Origin of the sequence: uncultured Lacinutrix sp., assembly GCF_947500605.1 — a bacterium.
Classification (GTDB): domain Bacteria; phylum Bacteroidota; class Bacteroidia; order Flavobacteriales; family Flavobacteriaceae; genus Lacinutrix.
In genome coordinates this window covers 99,730-123,253 of sequence record NZ_CANMSJ010000010.1, presented here as the reverse complement: position 1 = coordinate 123,253, position 23,524 = coordinate 99,730, and the positions used below count along the sequence as shown (strand labels likewise).

Here is a 23,524-nt window from a genome sequence, read left to right as displayed (position 1 = left end):
CATTAAATTGTTATCTAACTGTATTTTACTTGTAGAAAGCTAAATAATCTTGTACTTTTGCACCCCGAAAAACGAATGGTTTTTCGAAAGAAAATAAAAGAAACACGTTTTCCTTTTTATAATCTTTAAATAATTTAGGAAATAAAAAAAATAGAATATGAGTCCAGCAGGAAAATTAACGTTTGACGTTTTAATAGAAATACCAAAAGGAAGTAGAAATAAGTATGAGTACGATTTCGAATTGAATAAAATTCGTTTCGACCGTATGTTATTTTCTTCAATGATGTATCCAGGAGATTATGGTTTTATTCCAGAAACTTTAGCATTAGATGGAGATCCATTAGATGTTTTAGTAATGGGAACTGAACCTACATTTCCAATGTGTGTTGTAGAAGTTAAGCCGATTGGAGTTTTCCATATGTCAGATGAAAAAGGACCAGACGAAAAAATAATTTGTGTACCAGTTACAGATCCTATTTGGAATAGTTATAATGACATAGGCGATTTAAACCCACACAGAGTAAAAGAAATCACTCATTTCTTTCAAGTGTATAAAGACTTAGAAAAGAAGAAAGTTGATATTGGTGCTTGGGGAGATGCAAAAGAAGCTTACGAGATTTTAAACAAATGTGTTGAGCGTTATGAGAATAGTGAACACAAAACTAACGGAAATTTTAAAATATAATTTTTACCGTTATATATTATAAAATAAAAGCCTTTCAGAATTTAATTTTTGAAAGGCTTTTAACATTTAAAAAGTTTTTACTTACTATATTTGTACCGTGATACAATTAGCAACATTTTTATTTATAGGCGGCCAAGAAGCTATATTAATTATACTAGCAGTAGTTATGATTTTTGGTGCAAAAAATATTCCCGAAATTGCTCGTGGATTAGGTAAAGGCATGCGTATGCTAAAAGATGCTAGTAACGATATTAAAACCGAGATCACTAAAACAGCCGAGAAACAAGGCTTAGACACAAGCATCACTAAAGATGTGCAAGAAGAACTTAAAAAAGTAAAAGACGAGTTTGAGGATTTTACAGGTTCTATTAGTAGAAAAATGTAATTTCTATCTCCTTTAGATTGTTTTTTATGAATTTCATATTTTAAAAGTTAATAAAATGTGAAATATTTAATATATTTAGGCTATAACCATTAAAAATATATTAAATGAAAACCAACACTATTAAGTTACTCCTAGTAACACTTATCCTTGTGAGTTCATGTGCAAAAGACACTACTAGTGATTTTCAAGAGGAAACGCAACAAATTACAGACCAATCTAAACCATTAACCATTCAAGAAATTAATTCCGAAATTGAATCACAACTCAATAAAGGTGAAGCATTCGATTGGAAAAATGAATCAGATCATTTTCTATGGAGTGCAGTTATGCATGGCGGTAATATTTTAACAATAGGCTATGGAGCAGAAAATGAAAACTTCAGCGAACAGCGCTCTTCTGCATTAGAAACTAAAAAAGATAATCTTTTAAAAATTGTTGAAACCAATGAAAATTATAAGCGTAGTAATGAAACGGTTGTAGAACATGAAATTATTAATGTTATTGACGTTAAGGTTGAAAACATAGAAACCATTAGACAGTTAAGAGCTACAAAGAATGTACGTTACCTAGAAGCAAATGGCTATAACCATTTTGGTACCGATTATACTATGAAATCAAGTTCTGGTTGCAGTAAAAGTGGAGAATCTATAAATAGTTCACATTACACAACTACTAATCCGAATAATGCACAAATATCGTGGCATTTTAATAAACATAATATTCCTCAAGCATGGAACTATAGTACTGGAGCTGGAATAGGTATTGGGCTAATAGATACAGGAGTTTCTCAATCTCAGTCACTTTTAAATGGAAACGGATTTAAAGATGGTTATTCTTCTAATTCAAGGTACGTTCAAAAATATGGAACGTTTATAGATTCTAATTGGTGGTGGTCTAGTAACTACGATGGTGTACACGATAAATGTGGGCATGGTACAGCAATGGCATCAACAATGGCTGCACCAAGAAATGATAATGGGATGCCGGTAGGTGTAGCTTATAATGCAAACCTTATTGCTTATAGAGCAACAGAAGATGTGTTATTAAACGACTATCATGAACGTAAAGGTGTTTCTAATGCGTTAATTGCTTTAGGAAATAGAAGTGACGTTAAAATTATTTCAATGTCTATTGGATATTTATGGTCTATTGGTAATATTAAAGATGCTGTTAAATATGCAAATAGTAAAGGGAAACTTATTTTTGCTGCAGGTGGTACATCTACAAGTTTTACAAATGGTTATGGTGTTATTTTTCCAGCAACTATGAGTGAAACAGTTGCAGTAACAGGAGTAACAGATGGTAGTAACTACGAAAGATGCGATGTTTGCCATACTGGAAGTAAAATAGATTTTACTATTATTATGGAAGGCTATAATAATACTAGTAAACATCCACCAGTTTTAGGTTTCTATAATAACCAAAGAAGTTACACAGGAGGATCGTCTGTAGCAACAGCAACTACTGCTGGTATTGCCGCTTTAGTTTGGGCTAAACATCCAACTTGGAATAAAGACCAAGTATTAACGAAATTAAAGCAATCGGCAGATTTATACCCGAGCAAAAGTTCAAGTTTTGGTTATGGAAATATTGATGCTTTACAAGCTGTACAATAAAATTTTTATTTAATATTTAAAACTAAAAAACCTCTTCATATTGAAGAGGTTTTTTAGTTAAATCGAGGTTTAAACATATTATAATAATAGTCTACAACAGGTCTCTCTATAAGTTCTTTTTCTTCATATTCATAATGACAAATTATGGCTTCTGCTTTAGCGATATCTTCTTCTGTAATTAATTCTTTGCAACATTTGGCTAAATCAAGATCACTTTTAAATATAGATCCAATTCTTAACCTTAAAACATTTAATGGCGTTTTGTCTCCCAATAAATAACCAATTAAAGCAATAGGTTCTATTTCATTTGAATGACATTTTTCTAGTATAGACCTTTCAACGTCGTTTATTTGTATTCTATTTTTAAAGTAATGTTGAAGAATATACCTTTTTTCGAAAGTAATCATGCTGTTAGTAAAAAAATCTTCGTTTTCTTCTATAGATAAAGTAAAATCCATTTAGTAATTATAATTTACATGTTAGTTTAAAACGTATTTTTCAAAAATATCTTTCAATTCTTTTTCCGGATTATCTGTTAAACCAGAATGTGTTTTAGAACTTTGTATAACAGTACTTCTTGATGCAGCTAACCATCTAAACCTATCGGATAATTCAAACGCACCAATAACTCCAGCCGATTTATCTCCTTTGCAAATTAAATCCCAAGATTTTAGATAGCTATTTAAGGCTTCTAAATCGAGTTCGCATGAAAAAGCATTTAATTTTGCACTGTCAATGCTGTATTTAACATCAAGAAACTTCTTTCTTTTAGAAAACAAAATCACTCCAATATTAAAAAACTCCTCGCGTTCTACTCGAGGTGCTAATCTTATAATCGCGTATTCAAAAGTTACTTTATCTTGCATCTTGAGCCTCTTTAACTAGTGAATCAATCATCGATAACTTAGCATTTAAATACTCAATATAAGCAGCTCTTATTTCGTTTGGTTTTAAGGTGTCAGATTCGTTTAATAACCAATCTTCAGGAATAGTATTTATAATCTCTTCAATCGTATTTTTATCCAAAGCCTTTATTATGTCTTTAGATGCATTTTCCAAATCTGTAGCACGACTTAAAAGCACGTGATCTTTAATTAACGGAAACGTTCTTGTTAAATGATTTCTCCATGTTTCCCAATTATGGTGAAAATAGAAACTCGCACCATTATCTATAACCCATAATTCTTTATTCCAATTTAATACATTTGGATTTTTAGCCGTTCGGTCGATATTACTAATAATACTATCCAATAATACAACTTTAGACGCTGTTTTAGCATCTGCAAGAGACGCTAATGGATCAAAGGTTATTGAGCCACTTAAATAATGTAAACCTAAATTTAAGCCTACGCTAAATTTAAGTAAGTCTTGTATTTCTTCGTCTGGCTCTGTTTTACTAAAGGAATTGTCTAAATTCATAAACACCAACTCAGGTACTTTTAAACCAATAGCTCGTGCTAATTCACCACCAATAAACTCGGCAATCAAAGCTTTTTTACCTTGACCAGCACCTCTAAATTTTAATACATATAGAAAATCGTCGCTAGCTTTAACAATAGCAGGTAAAGAGCCACCTTCTCTTAAGGGCGTAATGTATTGTGTGACATCAACGGTTCTTATGTTTAGTTTACTCATAATGTATATTATAATTCAAAAAGCCTCCTCAATATTGAAGAGGCTTTTTTATTGTTCTTATAAAATAGAATAGCCAATTATTAATGAAACTGTTTTATAATTCGAATCCCAAAATGCATAATCATTTAATAATGTTCTACCTTTAAAATATCTCAATTCTATACTATATTTATCATTTTGTTTGTATCCAATTCCTACAGCTATATCTGATGTTGAGATAACATTTAATAAAGTATGATTAGAACCGTCTTTTCTATTCAATTCGATTGATGATTTTTGTTCTAAATCAAAGATATAAGAAGCATTGATGAAAATTTTTGAATTATCATTAATAAACATATAATGTCTTAATCCAAAAGGAATTTCAATAGATTTGTAATCTACAGCTGCATGAATTTCACCACCAGAAAAAGTACTTGATTCTGTTATTGCTTTTGCTTTAAAGTATTGATAAGTTGGCTCCAACAATATGCTCCATTTATTTTTATTAAAATTCAAAATCAATTCTGCTTCAAGCCCAAACCCGTAACTAGTTGCATTACCAAAATCAACTGTTACTGAGTTATCCAACGTTAAAGACGAACTATTTATACGAGGTCGAAGCGTTAAGTTAAATAAATCTCTGTCCTTTTTATCAGAAAAAGAGGTAAATGAATTATTATTACAACTATTATATTTTGTAAAAAAACTAACTAAGTCCTTTTTTTTATAATGTAAGTTTTTAACGTTTTTTAACGTAATACTTGGGCATTTTAGTCCAAACAATTGTTTTTTAAAACCATTGTTTTCTGAAATTCCATCTCCTTTTCCTGCATTGTAATTTAAAGGATTAACATCATTGTTAGGTGAATTACTAATATATCTTTTATATACTAATTGTTCAATCTCCGAATTATTATTAGTATAGAAATATCTTCTTAAATCTCCTTCTACATACTCAAGCAAATTCGATTTCCCTTCAATTAAAACATTTAAAAATAATTCTTCTTGATTAAATATTGGATCTTCATCAATTGATAATTTTCTAGTGTAATCACTTGAACGATCAATGTTAATGGTTTCTCTTATATATTTTGATTTATTATATACACCAAATTCTACAACAGATTTAATTGTTATGGTTTTTGCATCATCATCTTGCAATATTTTATATTTAAATTCTGTAGGATTATTTTTCCAGTCTAAATCCTTAATCAAACAGTCTATTTTATTGTTTGTATTATCAATAAAATAACCTTTTTCATAAGTGATTTGAGAATAGCAGTTAAAACTAATTAATGCGATGAAAACGAATAGGACTTTTTTTATCATTTTGGTTTGTTTAGTATTTATAACAAAGATAATAATAAGATTTATCCCACAAGTATTAATGCAAAAAGCTTGATTTTTTTTTATTATATTAAACGTTTAATACTTCCTACTAATAGTTAAGCCGTCACGAATAGGTAAAACTACCGTTTCTACTCTTTTGTCTTCTTTTAAAAGCGTGTTATATTCTAAAACCGCTTTCGTCATTTTATCTTTAGGATTAAGCACTTCGATTACTTTTCCGCTCCATAAAACATTATCAGATAATATAATTCCGCCAGGATTCATTTTATCGATAATTAAGTTGAAATAGTTAACATAGTTATCCTTGTCGGCATCTATAAATACCAAATCAAAGGTTTTGTTAAGCTCCGGAATTATCTCTAAAGCGTTACCTAAATGCTGATTGATTTGTGTTCCGTATTCAGACTTATCGAAAAACTCACGTTGAAAATCGAAGAGTTCTTCATTTATATCTATAGTATCAAGAGTTCCGTTAGTTTGCAAACCTTCGGCCAAACACAAAGTTGAATAACCTGTAAAGGTTCCTATTTCTAGAATGTGTTTCGGATTAATTAATTTAGAAATCATACTCAAAACACGACCTTGATAAGGTCCGCTAGACATACGAGGTTGCAATATTTTTCTAAAAGTATCGCGTGTTAATTGTTGTAGTAATTCGGGTTCGTTTTCAGAATGCGCTACTACGTAGTCGTCTAATTTTTCTGGTATAAAATGCATGTATATTTACTAGATCTAAAGGTGTTAAAACCTTACAACACCTATTTTTTTAATTAACCTAAAATTCGTTTTACCAATTTATCTTTAGCAGCTTGGTCGTCTCCGCATAACCATTGGATTACGTTATCTTCCCAAATAGCATCACGTTCTGGTTCTGTAATAATTTTTCGGTCTATTGCTAAATCTAAAATTTTTCCAGGATAAGAACTTTGTTTCTCGCTTTCCATTTCTCCTAAAGGATATGGATCGTCAAGTCCCATTAAAACTTGTTTAGAACCTTGGTTTTTTAATAATAAATCTAATCCTCCAGTATCGTGTACTAAAGTATCGAAAAAGATATTTTTATGTCCAACCGCTTTTCTTGGGTGACTTTTACCTTCAAATAAATCTGGTCTTCCATCGAAACCTTGAATACGTCGTCCTAAATTTATTTGTGCTAATTGTCCACCATGAGCAAAGCAAGTTCTCATATTTGGGTATTTATCTTGGTAACCGTTTAAAGTTAAAAAGTGGTATGCATCTGCACATTGTGCTAACATCCATATTAAATGAAAACGCCAAGACGTGTTTTCTAATTTTATAAATTTCTCACCATCGTAAGGATGTATTTCTACAGCCAAATTATACTTGTTAGCCATTTCAAAAATAGGCTCGTTTTCTTCATCAAAAATACAACGCCAAGTTCCAATAGTATCCATGTAGTGGGTTGGCAAACAAAGTAATTGCATACCTAACTCTTCTACACAACGTTCTATTTCCCAGCAAGCACCACGTACAAAACCAGGATGTACTACAAAACCACAAGTAAACTTACTTGGGTTTTCGCGCTGCACTTTGGCATTAAAATCGTTTTGAAATTTAAGTGCCTGCTTCATTTCTTCCACACGTAAACCGTTACCGTATAATTGCGATAAGTTTAAAACTACGGCATGGTCAATTTTAAAACGTTCCATCCAAGCTAATTTCTCATCTAAAAAGAAACTAGAATCTGTAATTGGTCTGTTCCAATCTTTTTGAAGCATGAATTTTCGATCTTTATCTACCCAAAAAATTTCTTTGTCTTGCATAAACTGAGGGATTTCCTCTGGATAAGGCAATAGATGTGAGTGACCGTTAATTCTAAGTTTACGTTTCATAATTATGTCCTGAGAGGTCAGGAATCTTTAAAGGTTGGTTTTTATTTATCTAATTTAACTTTCGAAGGTGGTTGCATTATTTCGCTACAATTAGGACAAGTACGTTTGTCTTGATCACCATAATATTTATCGAATATTTTTGGCATATCAGTTTCTATATTTTTTACAGTAAAGTCCTCTTCGTATAATTTGGTTGTGCAGTTTTCGCAGAACCACAATAATGCATCTTGTACTCCTTTGTCTCTAGGATATTCAATTACTAATCCAACCGTATTAGCTCCTCGTTGTGGTGAGTGCGGTACTTTTGGAGGTAATAGAAATATTTCGCCTTCTTTTATATGTATGTCTTTTGGAGTGCCGTCTTCAATTACTTTTAAAATAATATCACCTTCAATTTGATGGAAAAACTCAGGAGTTTCATTATAATGATAATCTTTTCTATTATTAGGTCCACCAACAACCATAACAATAAAATCACCATCTTTCCACACCACTTTGTTACCAACAGGTGGCTTTAAAAGATGTCTATTTTCTTCTATCCAAGCTTTAAAATTTATAGGTGGAAATAATTTACTCATCGTATAATCTTTTTTTATTGCTGCGTAAGCAGGAATCTAGTTAACACTTTACTTATTTTGGATTCTGCATCAAGTGCGGAATGACAAAGTGCTATAAAGTTAATAATTACTTTTCAATTTATAAGATATCAAATCAAGTTTGATATTACAAACTTTTCGTTCTTCCTCCATCAACTGGAAGATTAATTCCGTTAATATAAGCTGCGCGTTCACTTGCTAAAAAGGTAATAGCATCTGCTAACTCTTCTGGTTTAGCAAAACGTTTTGCAGGTACGGCACTTTTCATGGCGTTTGCAGATTCCTCTTCTGTATTTCCTGATTTAGCCGATTTGTTTTTAATAATTTCAGCCAAACGATCTGTTCCTGTAGCTCCTGGTAAAACATTGTTTACAGTAATGCCAAATTGCCCAAGTTCGTTAGCTAAGGTTTTGCTCCAATTGGCAACTGCACCACGAATAGTATTACTTACTCCAAGACCATCTAAAGGCTGTTTAACTGACGTTGAGATTACATTTATAATTCTACCAAATCCTTCGCTTTTCATAAACGGAACAACCGCTTGTGCTAATACATGGTTACATTTTAAATGTTGTGTAAAAGCTGCTTCAAATTCATCTACGTGAGCAGAAAAAACTGGTCCTCCTTTTGGTCCGCCAGTATTATTTACCAAAATATGAAAGCCATGATGGTTAGATGCATATTTTGACACTTTATATTTTAATTCCGAAGGATTAGAGAAATCTGCAACTATGTAATCGTGATTTCTATGTTGAGGTAACTCGGTTAATGTTGCTTTTAATTTATCTTCATTTCTAGCAATAAGTGTTACTTGTACACCTTCTTCGGCTAAAGCCATTGCTGTTGCTTTTCCTATTCCTGCTGTACTTCCACAAACTAATGCGTATTTGTTGTTAAGTTGTAAATCCATATTTCTGTCATTCCTGCGTAGACAGGAATCTGTTTAATGTTAATTTAATTATTTTTTTATTTGTAAATCTCTCGTCTATTCTGGAGGTTACATTTTTGTTTTATTTAAGAAACTAAGTTACTCATCATCAAATAGTCCTTTTGCTTTATTAAACAGGCTGTTACTTTTATCTTTTAACGATTTACCTGCTTCTTCTAATGCTTTACCGCTTAATTGATCGTCTATTTTTTGTGATAGTGTTTTTAAAGTCTCTATCATTTCAAAAATTTCTTTGGTATGCGAAACATCGTTTTCAATTAATACTTTTTCCCAATCAATAGCAGATAATATTGAAAAGATATATTTTGTTGCTATTTTACTTAAAAAATATTTATCGTAAAAACCATTTAATACTTTGTCTGGTTCTCTATTTTTTAAATAGCCTATCGACTCATCAATATTGGCTTTATCACTACTAGATACAAATACACTTGTTTTTAATTTTTGTAAAGATGCTATTGCTTTTTCGTTGTCTTCATTTTTAAGATATAAATAAGTTTCAATAGACCAAACAACTTCATTGTCTACTCCTAATTTTTTTGAATCGGATAAAAACACCTCAAAATCTTCAAGTGCTCGTTGCTCATCTATTTCTCTATCCATCATAAGTCTATCAAAACCTCTGAATAGATGATTTATAGAATGAAAACCAATATGCGTTTGTTTGTTATCTAAATTTCCCCATTTAAACATTGCTCTTGTTAAAGGTAGATCTACATCTTGATTCTCATCGAGCCAATTTATATTTCTGGTAATCTCATCTTCAGAAAGGTAGTTTAATCCTTTTTCAAAAAAAACAAAACCTCTAAAATATTGAATAAGTGTTTTAAGTTCTGAATCTGCTAAAAATTCGGGTTGTGTTTTTGAACATTCATATAAAGCAACTTCTTTACCCAAATCTTTACTTAATAAAACAATTGCACTTAAAATAGCATGCTCAAAAGCCTCTGCTTCTTTCTTTTTAAGTCCTGTTAAATAAGGTTCGTTTTGAGATGAATTTCCATATGTATTATTTAATGCTTCGGTTAGTGTTGGGAACAAATCTTCATCTGTTTCCATTATAAAATCTTGCATTTTTTTATAATCGCGATATATAGAAATATACTCTAAAACTGAGAGCTCTTCATTTTTACTTAGCTTCTCTAGTTTTTTAAATGTATTATCTAAGTTGGTTTTAAACTTTATAAATTCTTCTGCATCTATTTTAGTTTCTTCTTGCGAATAAAAGGTAGAGTCCTTCTTTGCAGATGCTCTAATTAATATTTTACCAAACTTATAACCTGCTACTTTTCCTGCATCTAGGCTTTCAATAAGTGCCTGTTTATCTTTTTCTAAAAGCGCCTTATCTGTTTTATCTTCTCTAGAGCAACTACATAAAACTAGTATGAATACAAATATTACTTTTCTCATTTTTAATAGACTAATATTTAATACAAACATTCTTAGCTTCAGTAAAAAAGCGTAAAGCTTCAAAACCTCCTTCGCGTCCAACACCAGAAGCTTTTACACCTCCAAAAGGTGTACGCAAATCGCGCATCATCCAAGTGTTAACCCAAACTATTCCAGCTTGTAACTCGTTACTCATTTTCATGGTGCGTTTTAAGTTGTTGGTCCATAGTGTTGCAGACAAACCATACTTTACTTTATTTGCCATTTTTAAGACTTCGTCTTCCGTATTAAAAGGCATAATGGTAACTACAGGTCCAAAAACTTCTTCTTGGTTCACTCTGCATTCATCGTTTGGAACTTCAATAACTGTAGGCTCTAGATAGTAACCGTTTTCATAACCTTTTACAGTCACTTCATTTCCTCCACAGAGTATTGTTCCGTTTTCCGCTTTAGCGATATTTATATATTCTTTTACTTTTTCTATATGTGGTTTGGATACTAATGCTCCAATATTAGTTGACGCTTCAGATGGATGACCAACTTTTAAAGCCTTCACTTTTTTAATAAAATCTTTTTTAAACTTCTCATAAATAGATGCTTCCACAAAAATGCGACTGCCACATAAACAAATCTGTCCTTGATTGGCAAATGATGAGCGTACTGTTGTGTCTAACATATCATTATAATCGCAATCTGCAAAAATGATGTTTGGGTTTTTGCCTCCTAATTCTAACGATAGTTTTTTAAACATTGGAGCTGCTACTTTTGCAATATGCGCTCCTGTTGCTGTTCCTCCTGTAAAGCTAATTGCTTTTATGTCTTCATGTTCTATAATGGCTTGTCCAGTTGAACCTCCTAAACCATGTACAATATTCAAAACACCTTTTGGGAGTCCTGCTTCGTTACAAATCTCACCTAATAAATAAGCGGTCATTGGTGTGACTTCGCTTGGTTTAGCAACTACGCAATTTCCTGCTGCAATTGCTGGAGCGATTTTCCATGTAAATAAATAAAGTGGAAGGTTCCAAGGTGAAATACAACCTACAACGCCAATGGGTTGGCGTAAAGTGTAATTTATGGCTTGTCCAACGCTTTCGTGACTTTCGCTAGCGAACTGTGTGATTGCATTTCCAAAGAAACGAAAGTTGCTTGCTGCTCTTGGTATATCTACTGCTTTTGCTAAGCTAATTGGTTTTCCGTTGTCTTTACTTTCTGCTTCCGCGAAGCGTTGTAAATTGGCTTCTATTAACTCCGAAATCTTTATTAGTATTCTACTACGTTCTTCGATACTAGTTTGTGACCAACTAGGAAAAGCAGATTTTGCAGCGATATATGCATTTTCTACATCCTCTTTTGACGAGTTTGGAATTTGTCCGTAAACTTCTCCATTACTAGGATTATAGTTGTCTATCCAGTTGTCTTGTGTTGGATTGTGGAATTCTCCGTTTATGTAGTTTTTAATTCGTGTGAAGGTAGGAATCTCATTTTCTTTTTTCATGACAGTTTTTTAATTGACATATTCCATAATCGTTTTATCTAAAATCCATTTATTACTTTCTTTTTTATAAAGTAACTGATATCCATGAGACATAAAATATCCCATAGAAATATAAGCTTTATTTAGTTTTTTATTAAATATAGGTTTACCTAACATCAATTGTCCTTCTTTTTCATTTTCATCTCTCAATTTTTGAATTGAATCTTCAGAAACTAATTTAATTTCTTTTACTCCATCATAATAATTAATTTTAGACCAATCAATAATGTTGTATCCTTTTTCTGAAAGTTTATACACATCTAAACTTTTATTTTCTTTCAATTGACTGATAATAAAAGTTGTGTCAATGCTTTTGAAATAAGAATTAATGAATTCAGGAAAAGTTGATGGCTTACCCATTCGTTTATGATAAATAATATCTGTATTTCCAGTATATTCAAAAGTCTGAAACATTAAGTAAGGGTTCTTGTAATCATAAGGATATAAATATTCATCTCCTTTATTACTTAAAATCTCATCTAAAAAATTCAATTTAAACTCTTCAGTAATAATTGGTGTTTCAATTTCTTTAGTAACTAACTTTTTCTCTTTTTCACAAGAAATAGAAATCAGTAGAATTATTACAGATAAATATTTAAAAGCTATTTTCAAATTAAAAATTTCGTTTCGTTAATGAGATTCCTGCCTTCGCAGGAATGACAGTTAAGACTTCTTATAAGCCATAACTTTAATCTCCACCACTAAATCGGGATGCGGTAATTGATGTACTGCAACAGTTGTTCTGGTTGGCCCGGTTTCTTTGTCAAAAAATTCACCGTAAGCTTTGTTGTAATCTGCAAAGTCATTCATGTTTACTAAAAATGAAGTAACATCTACAACGTCTTTTAAACTGGCTCCAACTTTTTTAAGATTGGTGTCTATGTTTTTTAAAACTTCTTGTGTTTGTGTGTAGGAGTTTAGTTTTTTTGTTCCCATTTCGTCGATAATATCAACTCCAGCAATTGTGTTATCTGCTCTACGAGAACTTGTTCCTGAAACGAAAATAAAATCGCCCACTTGTTTTACGTGTGGATATGCTCCTCTTGGTGTTACCTTTGTTCCTTCCATATTTGTCATTCCTGCGAAGGCAGGAATCTTTTTAATGTTAGCTTAATTTCTTCTTTCTTTTTGTTATTCCTGCGAAGGCAGGAATGACAGGCCTATTTCAATCCAGCAATCTTATCATCTTGCAAAATCGCTTCGGTTTCTTCTTGTACTTTTTTTAAGATACTATTTAAATCTTCGGTTGTAGTAATTTCTTTATTTACTAATAAATTTAAAATAGCTTTGTCTTGTGCTCTTCCTTTTGTCATAGCTTCGTGATACGGAATGTCTTCTTTAAAAGTTACCATAGAATATTTTGAAAAATAATCGTTTGGAAATTCTTTTTCTAAAGCCATTTCAATAGTACGTTTTTCTTTAAAAATAGGATTAGCAACATGATCACGCATTTCGTAATAATTGTCTATTGCTAAATCTGCAATGGCATCTGTATCTGCTTTTCTAGTTTTTTCGTAAACTTTAAAAATAGTTTCCCAATCGCCTTCGTGTTTATCTAAAATCGCATCGAAAACGGTTACATCTTCAAAAGATGCATTCATACCTTGTCCGTAAAAAGGAACAATAGCATGTGCAGAATCTCCTAATAAAACATTTTTGTTTTTGTAATGCCAAGGTGAACATTTTACTGTTCCTAAGGCACCAGTTGGGTTGTTAAAAAACTCGTCTGCTATATTTGGTATTAATGCTAACGCATCTGGAAATTGTGTTACAAAGAATTCGTTTATGGTTTCTTCTGTTGTTAAGTTTTTGAAGTTGTATTTGCCTTTTTCATAACTTAAAAATAGTGTTACTGTAAAGCTTCCATCTAAATTAGGAAGTGCAATTAACATGTAATCTCCTCTTGGCCAAATATGTAAATAATCTTTACTTATAAGGTGTTTTCCATCTGCGGAAGCAGGGATTTCTAATTCTTTATAACCGTGAGTTAAGTAATTTTGCGAGTAGCTAAACAAGAATTTGCGTTCTAAATAATAGCTTTTTCTTAATGAAGAACCTGCGCCATCTGTACCAAAAAGAACATCGCCTTTTACTTCAAATTCTGTTTTGGTTCTGTAATCGTATAAAAGCGCAGTATTGTTTTCTATATCTATTCCATTACATTTTTTGTTGAAATGAATGGTTAAGTTATCATATGAGTCGGCTTCAGTTAATAACAAGCCATTAAGTTCTCCACGCGAAATAGAGTTAATGTATTCGTTATCTCTTCCAGAATAATTTGAAGGAAACGTATTGCCTTCAATATCATGTATTAAACGACCATACATTGGTATGCACAATGGTTTTACTTTGTCCTCAACTCCTGCTAATCGCATGGCTTTTAAGCCACGATCCGAAAGTGCTAAATTTATAGAACGTCCTGCAGAAATATCTGTTGTACGTAAATCTGGTCTGCTTTCGTAAACGTTTACTGTATAGCCTCTTTGGGCTAAACGTAATGCTAAGAGAGAGCCACAAAGTCCAGCTCCAATGATTACTATGTTTTCTTTTTTACTCATATTTTTGTCATTCCTGCGAAGGCAGGAATCTTTTTTTTAGTTTGCATTAATAATGGATTCCTGCCTTCGCAGGAATGACAAATTAATTCAATATCTCTTTCAACTTATCAACCATTCTATACACATCTTCAAAGGTATTGTATAGCGGCACCGGAGCGCAACGTATTACATCTGGTTCTCTCCAGTCTGTAATAATATTTGCTTCGGTTAATTTTTTATGTAAATTTTTATCAGCATCCTTTACTTGTATGGATAATTGACATCCTCTTTCTTTCGGGTTAGATGGTGTGATAATTTTAATTTTATCGTTATTCAGCTCGTTAATTAAAAACTCAAAATAACCTGTTAACTTTTCAGACTTCTCACGAAGTGCATCCATTCCAACGTTATTAAACATATCTAAAGAAGCCTTAATTGCTGCCATAGATAAAATTGGAGGATTACTAAGTTGCCAACCTTCGGCTCCAGGAATAACGTCTAATGGTTGTCTCATATTAAATCTAGTCGATTTATTATGGCTCCACCAACCAGCAAAGCGTTTTAAGTCTTTATTATGTGCATGTTTTTCGTGCACAAAAAGACCTCCTAAACTTCCTGGTCCAGAATTTAAATATTTATATGTACACCAAGCTGCGAAATCTACTCCAGACTCATGAAAATCTGGATTGATATTTCCAACACCATGTGCTAAATCGATACCTACCATACAGTTTTTAGCATGACCAAGTTCTGCAATTTTCTTTATGTCTAAATATTGTCCTGTGTAATAGTTTACACCTCCAATAAGTAACAATGCAATTTCGTCTCCTTGTTCTTCAAGAATCGTTTCTAAGTCTTCAATGTTTAAAAGTTCTTCGCCTTGTCTTGGCTTCCATTCTATAACACCTTCATTTGCATCAAAGCCATGAAATTCTAATTGTGTTTGTACTGCATAACGATCGCTAGGAAACGCATCACTTTCAATTACAATTTTGTATTTGGTTTTTGTAGGCTGATAAAAGCTAACCATTAACAAATGTAAATTGGTAGTTAAGGTGTTCATTATAACTACTTCAATAGGTTTTGCGCCAACGACTTTCGCCATAGATTCTGTTAAGAATTCATGGTAAGGCATCCAAGGGTTTTTGGCTTCAAAATGACCTTCTACACCAAAATTTGCCCAATCGTCTAATTCTTGTTGAATGTATTCTTTTGTAGCTTTTGGTTGCAAACCAAGAGAGTTACCAGTAAAGTATAACCAATCGTTTCCGTCTTTATCTTTTGGAATATGAAATTGATCTCTGTAATGCGAAATTTTATCTTCTTTGTCTAATTGCTTAGCGAAGTCGCTACCTAAATTATAGTTTGACACTTGGTTGGTTTTATAAATTATTCTGTAATTACTTTAATGTTTGTAAAGTTGAGGTTCCAATTACCGTCAGCTTTTTTATGATCTTGTGCAATACTTATTCCGTTGAAATCTTTATAGTTTTCAAAAGTATTAGTCATAGATGGCTCTTTTGCATTCGCCTCTCTAAAAGTCCATTCTTTTATAGTGTAAGTATCGTCGTAATAAATATCGTATGCATCACCAGGAGTATAACCTCCTTTTACAGGATAGGTTAACGTAACTTTATTAAGTTCTTTTTTACTTATTGGAGCTTCGGTTTTAGAAGTTTCTCCAAGAGTTGCACTAGTATCCCAAACTAATTGAAATGGAAATAACGCCCAATATTTATCATTAACAAAAGCACGATCTGCTTCTAAACTTTCTTGTTCAATTTTAAAGGTCTTATATGTAATCGTATCTTTTTTTGTAAGCATCGTTACTTCATTAGCTTTTGGTTTCCAAATCCATGAGCGACCAAAATGAGAACTGTCTTTATCGACATTAAATGAAAAATGAAATTCTTTTACTTTATCCCAGTTTTCGAAACCATGTGCATTAGCTATTTTTTCGGCTAACGTATATTCTTTTTGAGGCGTTTCTTTTTTGCAAGATGAAAGAATAAGCAAGCAAACAATTAATAATCTATACATGGTTTTTGGTTTTCTTTCAAAGCTAAGAAATATTAATTAGTTTTGAAACGAGCTTGTTCAAAATTTGATTGTTAAAAGAAATGATTAATAACGAACAATATGTGACGCTAAAAAGTAATGAATAGCAACACATGAAATAAACCAACTGTGAGATTATGAGTAATAATTCGGAATACTTTAGTGCAAACAAAGCAACATGGAATGACAAAGTAAAAGTGCATGCTGAAAGCGATATGTACGCAATGGAAGCTTTTAAAAAAGGGAAAACTTCTTTAATGCGTTTCGAACTTGATGCATTAGGAGATGTAAGCGGTAAATCGTTATTGCATTTGCAATGTCATTTCGGACAAGACACTTTAAGTTGGAGTAGGTTAGGAGCCAAATGTGTTGGTGTAGACTTAAGTGATGAGGGCGTAAAATTAGCGCAACAGCTTAATGATGAATTAAACTTAGAAGCCCAATTTGTATGCTGTAATGTTTTAGATGCCAGTAAGCATGTTGAAGGTGCTTTTGATATTGTTTTTACTAGTTATGGTGTAATAGGTTGGTTACCAGATTTAAAGCCTTGGGGACAAATGATTGCTGAGAAACTTAAAAAGGGAGGCACGTTTTATATGGTAGAATTTCATCCAATAGTTTGGATGTTCGATTACTTAGAAGGCAAACCAATTATGAAATACGGTTATATGCAAGATGAAGTAATCTACGAGGAATATGAAGGGACGTATGCAAATCAAGACTCAAAAATGATGAGTAAAGAATACGGTTGGAATCATGGTTTAAGTGAAGTCATAAATGCTTTAACAAGTGCTGGTTTAAAAATTGAGTATTTAAACGAGTATGACGAAAGCCCATATAACGTACTGCCCGAATTAGTCGAAACCAAATCGGGCAATTATGTTACAAAGGATAAATTATATCCTCTTATTTTTGAAATTAAAGCGACTAAACTCTAATGTTTTTCTTTTAAAACTTCTGGCATTTTAGCTTGAAAACGTTTTAACCTTGGAACAGATACATTTTGAATGTAAGAATTATTAGGGTGTAATTTCTCATAATCTTGATGATAGTCTTCAGCAATCCAAAACTTTTGAAAAGGATAAACTTCGGCAGCAATAGTCTTGCCTAGTTTTTTTGCTAATGCAGCTTTTTTTGTTTCAATAACTTGTTTTTGCTCATCGTTTTGGTAAAAAATAATTGAGCGGTATTGAGAACCTCTATCATTACCTTGTCCGTTAACCTGTGTAGGGTTTTGTGAAGCAAAATAAACGTCTACTAAAGTTTCAAAACTTACTGTCTCAGGATTATAAATTATTTCAACAGCTTCGGCATGTCCAGTTCTACCTGTGTTACTACCTTGGTAAGTTGGGTTTTTTGTATGTCCGCCTGAATATCCACTAATAGACTCTTGTACACCTTTAACGCTTTCGTAAACGGCTTCTACACACCAAAAACATCCACTTGCAAAATAAGCCTTTGCCATTCCGTTTTCTAATGGAACTTCTATAGCTTTAGCGGTTTTTACAGATTGGCTATTTGTTTTGTCTTCTTTATTTTGAGCAGTGTTTTTACAACTAAATGCTAAACTTATTGCAACTAACAGTATTATCTTTTTCATAAGTGCTTTAATATGTGTTTTTAGTTAAGTCGGATAAGTGTCGTGTATTTTACAAAGAATCATTTAAAGTTTTGTTAAATGCTATCTTAGCTTTGTTGGGTATTAAGCAAAAAAAAAGCCTTCATAAAAATGAAGGCTTAATTATATAATTTAAAATGGAATTATAGTTTTTTAAACATTTTAGCCATTTTTTCTTTTTGTTCTTCAGCTAAAGCTTCATCAACTAAAATACGTCCTGAATGCTCATCTGTAATAATTTTTTTACGAGCAGCAATTTCCATCTGTACTTGTGGTGGAATTGTAAAGTAAGAACCTCCAGCAGCACCTCTTTCGATTGGTACAACAGCTAAACCATTCTTTACATTAGTACGTATTCTATTATAAGCTTTTACTAAACGCTCTTCAATTTTCTTCTTATAATCCTCAGATTTTTTAAGTAGAGCTTCTTCTTCTTTTTCAGTTTCAGCTAAAATTGCATCTAATTCATTCTTTTTGTGCTTAAGGTGCGTTTCGCGTTCCTTAGCATGAGATTTAGTTTTGTCAATAACCTCTTTCTTCTGCTCAATTTGTGCTTTAAACTCTCTAATGTGTTTTTCAGCAAGCTCTATTTCAAGTTCTTGATACTCTACTTCTTTAGTAATCGAGTTAAATTCTCTGTTATTTCTAACATTTTTTTGTTGCTCGCTGTACTTTTTTATTAACGTTTTAGCTTCTTCAATTAGGTTCTTTTTTTCACTAATTTGAGAATCTGTAGACGCTAAATTGTCTTCAAGTTTCGCTAATCTTGTTTTTAACCCAGTGACTTCATCTTCTAAATCGCTAACTTCTAAAGGTAGTTCTCCACGAACACTTCTTATTTCATCGATTCTAGAATCGATTAGTTGTAAATCGTATAAAGCTCTTAAACGTTGTTCTACACTTATTTCTTTACTCTTTGCCATATTTTAAAAATACTTAACAGGATTGGTGTTTGTCGTCGATAAAACGATTGCAAAATTACTAATTTTTTTTGTAAGATGCGCTACTAAACCATTTTTTGTGTATTGTTCGCTTTCATAATGTCCTATGTCTGCCAAAATAATATTGCTTTCTGCAGAAAAGAAGTCATGATATTTTAGGTCTGAAGTAACGTAAACATCAGCCTTTGCTGACTTTGCTGCTTGAATTGCAAAACTGCCAGAACCACCTAAAACGGCAATTCTTTGAACAGGCTTATTTAAAAAACTTGAATGGCGAATGTTTTTTGTATTCATTTTAGTTTTAAGGAAGTCGAAAAATTCGGTTTCGGACATTGGTTTTGCTAAATCTCCAACCATTCCCATGCCAATATTTTGGTTTTTATTCTCTAGAGTTGTAATCTCGTATGCTACTTCTTCATAAGAATGATTTTTAAATAAAGTGTCTAGAATTTTAGCTTCTAAATGCTTTGCAAATGTTACATTTATCTGGGTTTCTTTTTCAAAATGAATATTTTCCTTATTTCCTTTTGTAGGATTAGAATTCTCGTTGCCTTTATAGGTTTCAACACCTTCAATATTAAAACTACAATTACTGTAATTGCCAATAGTGCCAGCACCGCTATTAAAAAGAGCTTGTCTTAAATTTTCGGCCTCATCTTTTGGAACATAAGTGGTTAGTTTTTTTATGGTTTGTGCTTGTGGAATTAATATTTTTCGATTTGAAAGACCTAATTGTTCAGAAATCATATCGTTTACACCATTTATATGGTTGTCTAATGCTGTGTGAATAGCATAAATAGCAATGTCATTTTTTATTGCTTTTTGAACAGTACGTTCTACATATGTTTTACCTGTAAGCTTTTTTAATCCTTTAAAAATTATAGGATGAAAACTAACAATAAGGTTACAGTTGTTTTTAATAGCTTCGTCAACTACGGCTTCTAAAGTGTCAAGTGTTACTAAAACGCCTGTAAGTTTTGTGTTTTTATCTCCTACAAGTAAGCCTACATTATCGAAGTCTTCGGCGTAAGCCAAAGGAGCAAAGTCTTCTAAATGATTAATAACATCTTGAATTATCATATATTTTAGGAATTGATTAATTGAATTTCTGTTTAACAAATATAAAATTTTTACTTTCGTTATGCTTAAACCTTATTAATGAAATTTATTAGAGTCTTATTATTTCCTATTGTTCCCTTTTACTATGTTATTACTTGGTTGCGTAATAAGTTGTATGACTTAGATATTAAAACTTCTAAATCTTACGATTTTCCAGTTGTTTGCGTTGGGAATTTGAGTGCAGGAGGTACTGGTAAAACGCCAATGGTAGAGTATTTAATACGGTTATTAAAAAACAAGTATAGCTTAGCAACTTTAAGTAGAGGTTACGGCAGGCAAACCAAAGGTTTTGTTTTAGGTTCTAATGAGGCTTCTGCGCAAACATTGGGAGATGAGCCTTTTCAGTTTTATAATAAATTTAAAGCGGATATTAAAGTTTCAGTAGATGAGGATAGACAAAATGGAATTTCTAATCTTAGAACTCTCGATAAACAACCTAATTTAATTATTCTTGATGATGCCTTTCAGCATAGAAAAGTAAAAGCGAAGCTTAATATTTTATTAACCACTTACTCAAATTTATATTACAAGGATATTGTTTTGCCAACAGGTGATTTAAGAGAGCCAAGACAAGGAGCAAAGCGTGCGCAAATTATTGTGGTTACTAAGTGTCCTAATAATTTATCTATTGAAGAAAAAAATAAGGTAGAAGCCAGGTTGAAGCCTAAACCGTATCAAAATGTTTTTTTTAGTAGTATAACTTATGGGAAAGAAGTTATTGGTTTAAAAGGCAATATTGCTTTATCGAATTTAAAAACATTTACGCTTGTTACCGGTATTGCAAATGCAAAACCATTAGTTGTTTTTTTAAGAAACAAAGGATTAGATTTTAATCATTTAGAATATAGTGATCATCATGATTTTTCTAAAAAAGAGATTGAAACAATATCTAAAAACGAATTGATTATTACTACAGAAAAAGATTATGTAAGATTAATTGCTGAAGAAAACTTAAATTCTAAACTCTATTATTTACCAATAGAAGTAGCAATAGATAACAATGAGGCTTTCGATAAATTAGTAAAAACTAAAATTGAAGATTAAGCATTTTCTTTAAGAATTAAAGCATCGAATAGTTTCTTTTCGAAATCTTCTTGTTTAAATGGTTTGCTAATAATATCTGTGAAACCTGCCTCGTCAAATTCTACCATCTTATCTTCAATAGTTACAGCAGTAAGTGCAAAAATGGTAAGGTCTTTATTAAAGGTTCTAATAATTTTAGTTGCTTCGATACCGCTAATTCCAGGCATGTGAATATCCATTAATACAACGTCGTATGTATTAGTTTTTATTTTTTCTACAGCATCTTCTCCGTTTTCTACAACCTCACATTTAAGCTTCATTTTATTTAAAATCTTCTTAGTAATCATTTGGTTGATTTTGTTGTCTTCAACTATAAGAATTTTAATATCGCTTAATTCCACCTCACTTATATCTTTAAAGTAACTTATTTGTTCTTTTTCTATTGCTTCTTCAGCAAACTGAAGCGGAAGTTCGAAAAAGAATGTAGAGCCTTGTCCAAGCATACTTTTAAGATATATTTTTCCTTTTAAAATATCTATTAATCCTTTAACAATAGAAAGTCCTAATCCTGTTCCTCCGTATTTTCTATTTATTTGAATAGATCCTTGAGAAAAACTTTCGAACATATGTTCTTGCTTTTCTGTGCTTATTCCAATACCATTATCTTGAACTTCAAAACGAACGTTATAAACGCCGTTCTCTTCGCTAATTTTTGAAGCACGTACCCATATATCTCCATTTTTAGTAAACTTAATCGAGTTACCAATAAGATTAATTAATATTTGAGATATCTTAAGTTGATCGGCATTATAATTGTGTGGTAAATTATCGTCGTATTCAAAATGTAATTTTACATTGTTTCCAACTGCTGAGTTGTTTAATGCCGAAATAACATTTGCGATTTTCTTTTTTAAATTAAAAACTTCGCTTTCTACCTCTACTTTATTAGCTTCAATTTTATTAATTTGAAGGATGTCGTTAATAAAAGTTAGTAGGTAATCTCCCGAGAATTTTAACGATTTTAAATGCGGTATCTGCTCAGGCTTTGGGTTTTCATCCAACAACATGTTTGTTAAACCTGTAACGGCATATAATGGTGTGCGTAGCTCGTGGGTTACAGTAGATAAAAAGTTTGCTTTTGTTTTAGAAGCTAGCTCTGCTTTTTCTTTACTTACTATTAACTCGCTATTTTTTTTATGTAAAACGTTGTTAGACTTTAATCTAATATTGTTGTTTTTGTAAAGTGATAAGGTTAAAAGAGAAAGAATAGTAATTAGTGCTATACTTAATATTGTAATTAATTGAGTAAATGTGTTAGAACTGGCTACTTCTTCTAAATCTGCTTGCGCTTGTTTTTGGTAGTTAATTTGATTTGATACTAAAAGTTCGCTTGTTTTTTCTGATGAGATTAATGCTCTCTTTATAGTCATTAATGAATCAGAAAGTTTTAAATGTGCTCTTAAGTACTTATTTGCAAGACGGTAGTTGCCATCTGCTTCTTTTAAATTACTTAATGTTAAATAACCAGCGCTTAAGACATCTAGTATTTTGTTTTCTTTTGCAATATTAAAGCCTTCGTTAGCATTTTTTAAAGCTAGGCCTAAGCTTCCATTCTTTGCTTGTGCTTCACCTAATTGAAGTAAACTGCGGCTTAGTAGTTTTTCGAATTGAAAGCGTCTAGATAAAGAGATGGCTTCGTTAAAAGTGCTTTCGGCATTTTTAAATTCGTTTAAAGCTAAAAAGGTTTGTCCTTTTTTTAATACAGCTTCTGTTTCGTATTTATGTAAATCTTCTTGTTTAAATAATGTTTCGGCAGATTTGTAATAATCTAAAGCTTTTTCATATCTATTAGTGCTAAAATAAACATCTCCAAGTGTTTTGTATGTTTCAGCAATATTAAAGTTGTCTTTAGCAAAACGTTGAACTTCTACTGCTTTTATAAGCGTAGTAATTGCTTGGTCGTGCTTTTCTTGTAAGTGTTGAATTTTACCTAATTTAGAATATATTATTCCTAAGCTCTTTTTGTTTGCTAGTTTTTCGGCATTAATTAAAGCATTTTCTAAACTTGCATTGGCTTGAGGATATTGAGAGTCTTCAATACTTTTTTGAGCAAAAGAAAGTTCTGCATTCACTTGTGTTTGAAGCGTTTCAAGTTCTTCTTGTGTAGGCTCTTGCGCATTTGCAAGTGCTCCAAGAAACAAAAACATAGCACAGAGTATTTTGCAGAATTGGGACATTTTAGGATGATTTT

24 protein-coding genes are annotated in these 23,524 nt (G+C 31.7%); 5 read left to right on the top strand and 19 right to left on the bottom strand.

Annotated features, from left to right (window positions below; all coding sequences use genetic code 11):
- The first annotated feature begins 157 nt into the window (after nt 1-157).
- The 3 genes from Q0935_RS13710 to Q0935_RS13700 all read left to right on the top strand — a co-directional run bounded on the left by Q0935_RS13710 (nt 158) and on the right by Q0935_RS13700 (nt 2,686).
- Entirely contained in the window at nt 158-685 is a 528-nt protein-coding gene (locus Q0935_RS13710; protein ID WP_299253918.1) for an inorganic diphosphatase, read from the top strand.
- 97 nt (nt 686-782) lie between these two features.
- Complete coding sequence (locus tag Q0935_RS13705; protein WP_055435653.1) at nt 783-1,070, top strand: twin-arginine translocase TatA/TatE family subunit; 288 nt, start codon at nt 783-785, stop codon at nt 1,068-1,070.
- A gap of 104 nt (nt 1,071-1,174) precedes the next feature.
- Nucleotides 1,175-2,686, top strand: a complete 1,512-nt coding sequence (locus Q0935_RS13700) for a S8 family serine peptidase (RefSeq protein ID WP_299387251.1) — start codon at nt 1,175-1,177, stop codon at nt 2,684-2,686.
- A 53-nt stretch (nt 2,687-2,739) separates the two neighbouring features.
- On the opposite strand, the gene Q0935_RS13695 is transcribed toward Q0935_RS13700, so the two are convergent.
- The 15 genes from Q0935_RS13695 to Q0935_RS13625 form a co-directional block, all read right to left on the bottom strand.
- Complete coding sequence (locus Q0935_RS13695) at nt 2,740-3,144, bottom strand: hypothetical protein (protein WP_299253925.1); 405 nt, start codon at nt 3,142-3,144, stop codon at nt 2,740-2,742.
- A gap of 21 nt (nt 3,145-3,165) precedes the next feature.
- Nucleotides 3,166-3,552 carry a DUF3037 domain-containing protein gene (locus tag Q0935_RS13690; protein ID WP_299253928.1) on the bottom strand — a complete coding sequence of 129 codons (387 nt, stop codon included), beginning with the start codon at nt 3,550-3,552 and terminating at the stop codon, nt 3,166-3,168.
- Nucleotides 3,542-4,321, bottom strand: a complete 780-nt coding sequence (locus Q0935_RS13685) for a HipA family kinase (protein ID WP_299253931.1) — start codon at nt 4,319-4,321, stop codon at nt 3,542-3,544. Before Q0935_RS13685 ends, Q0935_RS13690 begins: the two co-directional genes overlap by 11 nt.
- Nucleotides 4,322-4,378: 57 nt before the next feature.
- Nucleotides 4,379-5,632, bottom strand: coding sequence for a tRNA modification GTPase (locus Q0935_RS13680; RefSeq protein WP_299253934.1), 1,254 nt, complete (start codon nt 5,630-5,632; stop codon nt 4,379-4,381).
- A gap of 96 nt (nt 5,633-5,728) precedes the next feature.
- Nucleotides 5,729-6,370 carry an O-methyltransferase gene (locus tag Q0935_RS13675; RefSeq protein ID WP_299253937.1) on the bottom strand — a complete coding sequence of 214 codons (642 nt, stop codon included), beginning with the start codon at nt 6,368-6,370 and terminating at the stop codon, nt 5,729-5,731.
- A gap of 53 nt (nt 6,371-6,423) precedes the next feature.
- Complete coding sequence (locus tag Q0935_RS13670) at nt 6,424-7,506, bottom strand: amidohydrolase family protein (protein WP_193787262.1); 1,083 nt, start codon at nt 7,504-7,506, stop codon at nt 6,424-6,426.
- 41 nt (nt 7,507-7,547) lie between these two features.
- Nucleotides 7,548-8,084 carry a 3-hydroxyanthranilate 3,4-dioxygenase gene (locus tag Q0935_RS13665; protein WP_299387239.1) on the bottom strand — a complete coding sequence of 179 codons (537 nt, stop codon included), beginning with the start codon at nt 8,082-8,084 and terminating at the stop codon, nt 7,548-7,550.
- A gap of 145 nt (nt 8,085-8,229) precedes the next feature.
- Nucleotides 8,230-9,012, bottom strand: a complete 783-nt coding sequence (locus tag Q0935_RS13660; RefSeq protein ID WP_299387235.1) for an SDR family oxidoreductase — start codon at nt 9,010-9,012, stop codon at nt 8,230-8,232.
- A 117-nt stretch (nt 9,013-9,129) separates the two neighbouring features.
- A complete protein-coding gene (locus tag Q0935_RS13655) occupies nt 9,130-10,461 on the bottom strand; it encodes a short-chain dehydrogenase (RefSeq protein ID WP_299387230.1) in 1,332 nt (443 codons plus the stop codon).
- Nucleotides 10,462-10,471: 10 nt separating this feature from the next.
- Nucleotides 10,472-11,938, bottom strand: a complete 1,467-nt coding sequence (locus tag Q0935_RS13650; protein WP_299387227.1) for an aldehyde dehydrogenase — start codon at nt 11,936-11,938, stop codon at nt 10,472-10,474.
- A gap of 9 nt (nt 11,939-11,947) precedes the next feature.
- A complete protein-coding gene (locus Q0935_RS13645) occupies nt 11,948-12,589 on the bottom strand; it encodes a hypothetical protein (protein ID WP_299387223.1) in 642 nt (213 codons plus the stop codon).
- A gap of 51 nt (nt 12,590-12,640) precedes the next feature.
- On the bottom strand, nt 12,641-13,045 hold the full coding sequence (locus Q0935_RS13640) for a RidA family protein (RefSeq protein ID WP_299387296.1): 405 nt from the start codon (nt 13,043-13,045) through the stop codon (nt 12,641-12,643).
- A 92-nt stretch (nt 13,046-13,137) separates the two neighbouring features.
- Entirely contained in the window at nt 13,138-14,535 is a 1,398-nt protein-coding gene (locus tag Q0935_RS13635) for an NAD(P)/FAD-dependent oxidoreductase (protein ID WP_299387219.1), read from the bottom strand.
- Nucleotides 14,536-14,617: 82 nt separating this feature from the next.
- Nucleotides 14,618-15,886 carry a kynureninase gene (gene kynU / locus Q0935_RS13630; RefSeq protein ID WP_299387215.1) on the bottom strand — a complete coding sequence of 423 codons (1,269 nt, stop codon included), beginning with the start codon at nt 15,884-15,886 and terminating at the stop codon, nt 14,618-14,620.
- Between the two features lie 17 nt (nt 15,887-15,903).
- Nucleotides 15,904-16,554, bottom strand: coding sequence for a hypothetical protein (locus Q0935_RS13625; RefSeq protein ID WP_299387210.1), 651 nt, complete (start codon nt 16,552-16,554; stop codon nt 15,904-15,906).
- Between the two features lie 155 nt (nt 16,555-16,709).
- On the opposite strand from Q0935_RS13625, the gene Q0935_RS13620 reads away from it, so the two are divergent.
- Entirely contained in the window at nt 16,710-17,510 is an 801-nt protein-coding gene (locus tag Q0935_RS13620) for a bifunctional 2-polyprenyl-6-hydroxyphenol methylase/3-demethylubiquinol 3-O-methyltransferase UbiG (protein ID WP_299387206.1), read from the top strand.
- Here the strand turns inward: Q0935_RS13620 and msrA are convergent.
- From msrA to Q0935_RS13605, 3 genes are all read right to left on the bottom strand, one after another.
- A complete protein-coding gene (gene msrA, locus Q0935_RS13615) occupies nt 17,507-18,172 on the bottom strand; it encodes a peptide-methionine (S)-S-oxide reductase MsrA (RefSeq protein ID WP_299387202.1) in 666 nt (221 codons plus the stop codon). The two genes, Q0935_RS13620 and msrA, sit on opposite strands and share 4 nt — an antisense overlap.
- Before the next feature lie 161 nt (nt 18,173-18,333).
- Complete coding sequence (locus tag Q0935_RS13610; RefSeq protein WP_299253974.1) at nt 18,334-19,113, bottom strand: C4-type zinc ribbon domain-containing protein; 780 nt, start codon at nt 19,111-19,113, stop codon at nt 18,334-18,336.
- Nucleotides 19,114-19,116: 3 nt separating this feature from the next.
- Complete coding sequence (locus Q0935_RS13605; RefSeq protein ID WP_299387198.1) at nt 19,117-20,211, bottom strand: Nif3-like dinuclear metal center hexameric protein; 1,095 nt, start codon at nt 20,209-20,211, stop codon at nt 19,117-19,119.
- 78 nt (nt 20,212-20,289) lie between these two features.
- Here Q0935_RS13605 and lpxK point away from each other — a divergent pair, with 78 nt between their 5' ends.
- Entirely contained in the window at nt 20,290-21,294 is a 1,005-nt protein-coding gene (lpxK, locus tag Q0935_RS13600; RefSeq protein WP_299387194.1) for a tetraacyldisaccharide 4'-kinase, read from the top strand.
- On the opposite strand, the gene Q0935_RS13595 is transcribed toward lpxK, so the two are convergent.
- Nucleotides 21,291-23,480, bottom strand: a complete 2,190-nt coding sequence (locus tag Q0935_RS13595; protein ID WP_299387190.1) for an ATP-binding protein — start codon at nt 23,478-23,480, stop codon at nt 21,291-21,293. The two genes, lpxK and Q0935_RS13595, sit on opposite strands and share 4 nt — an antisense overlap.
- Between the last annotated feature and the right edge of the window lie 44 nt (nt 23,481-23,524).

Bases quoted from the DNA above. Each gene is read 5' to 3' on its own strand.
- Q0935_RS13710 (WP_299253918.1), top strand. From the start codon at position 158: ATGAGTCCAGCAGGAAAATTAACGTTTGACGTTTTAATAGAAATACCA.
- Q0935_RS13700 (WP_299387251.1), top strand. From the start codon at position 1,175: ATGAAAACCAACACTATTAAGTTACTCCTAGTAACACTTATCCTTGTG.
- Q0935_RS13695 (WP_299253925.1), bottom strand. From the start codon at position 3,144: ATGGATTTTACTTTATCTATAGAAGAAAACGAAGATTTTTTTACTAAC.
- Q0935_RS13690 (WP_299253928.1), bottom strand. From the start codon at position 3,552: ATGCAAGATAAAGTAACTTTTGAATACGCGATTATAAGATTAGCACCT.
- Q0935_RS13685 (WP_299253931.1), bottom strand. From the start codon at position 4,321: ATGAGTAAACTAAACATAAGAACCGTTGATGTCACACAATACATTACG.
- Q0935_RS13680 (WP_299253934.1), bottom strand. From the start codon at position 5,632: ATGATAAAAAAAGTCCTATTCGTTTTCATCGCATTAATTAGTTTTAAC.
- Q0935_RS13675 (WP_299253937.1), bottom strand. From the start codon at position 6,370: ATGCATTTTATACCAGAAAAATTAGACGACTACGTAGTAGCGCATTCT.
- Q0935_RS13670 (WP_193787262.1), bottom strand. From the start codon at position 7,506: ATGAAACGTAAACTTAGAATTAACGGTCACTCACATCTATTGCCTTAT.
- Q0935_RS13665 (WP_299387239.1), bottom strand. From the start codon at position 8,084: ATGAGTAAATTATTTCCACCTATAAATTTTAAAGCTTGGATAGAAGAA.
- Q0935_RS13660 (WP_299387235.1), bottom strand. From the start codon at position 9,012: ATGGATTTACAACTTAACAACAAATACGCATTAGTTTGTGGAAGTACA.
- Q0935_RS13655 (WP_299387230.1), bottom strand. From the start codon at position 10,461: ATGAGAAAAGTAATATTTGTATTCATACTAGTTTTATGTAGTTGCTCT.
- Q0935_RS13650 (WP_299387227.1), bottom strand. From the start codon at position 11,938: ATGAAAAAAGAAAATGAGATTCCTACCTTCACACGAATTAAAAACTAC.
- Q0935_RS13640 (WP_299387296.1), bottom strand. From the start codon at position 13,045: ATGGAAGGAACAAAGGTAACACCAAGAGGAGCATATCCACACGTAAAA.
- Q0935_RS13635 (WP_299387219.1), bottom strand. From the start codon at position 14,535: ATGAGTAAAAAAGAAAACATAGTAATCATTGGAGCTGGACTTTGTGGC.
- Q0935_RS13625 (WP_299387210.1), bottom strand. From the start codon at position 16,554: ATGTATAGATTATTAATTGTTTGCTTGCTTATTCTTTCATCTTGCAAA.
- Q0935_RS13620 (WP_299387206.1), top strand. From the start codon at position 16,710: ATGAGTAATAATTCGGAATACTTTAGTGCAAACAAAGCAACATGGAAT.
- msrA (WP_299387202.1), bottom strand. From the start codon at position 18,172: ATGAAAAAGATAATACTGTTAGTTGCAATAAGTTTAGCATTTAGTTGT.
- Q0935_RS13610 (WP_299253974.1), bottom strand. From the start codon at position 19,113: ATGGCAAAGAGTAAAGAAATAAGTGTAGAACAACGTTTAAGAGCTTTA.
- Q0935_RS13605 (WP_299387198.1), bottom strand. From the start codon at position 20,211: ATGATAATTCAAGATGTTATTAATCATTTAGAAGACTTTGCTCCTTTG.
- lpxK (WP_299387194.1), top strand. From the start codon at position 20,290: ATGAAATTTATTAGAGTCTTATTATTTCCTATTGTTCCCTTTTACTAT.
- Q0935_RS13595 (WP_299387190.1), bottom strand. From the start codon at position 23,480: ATGTTTTTGTTTCTTGGAGCACTTGCAAATGCGCAAGAGCCTACACAA.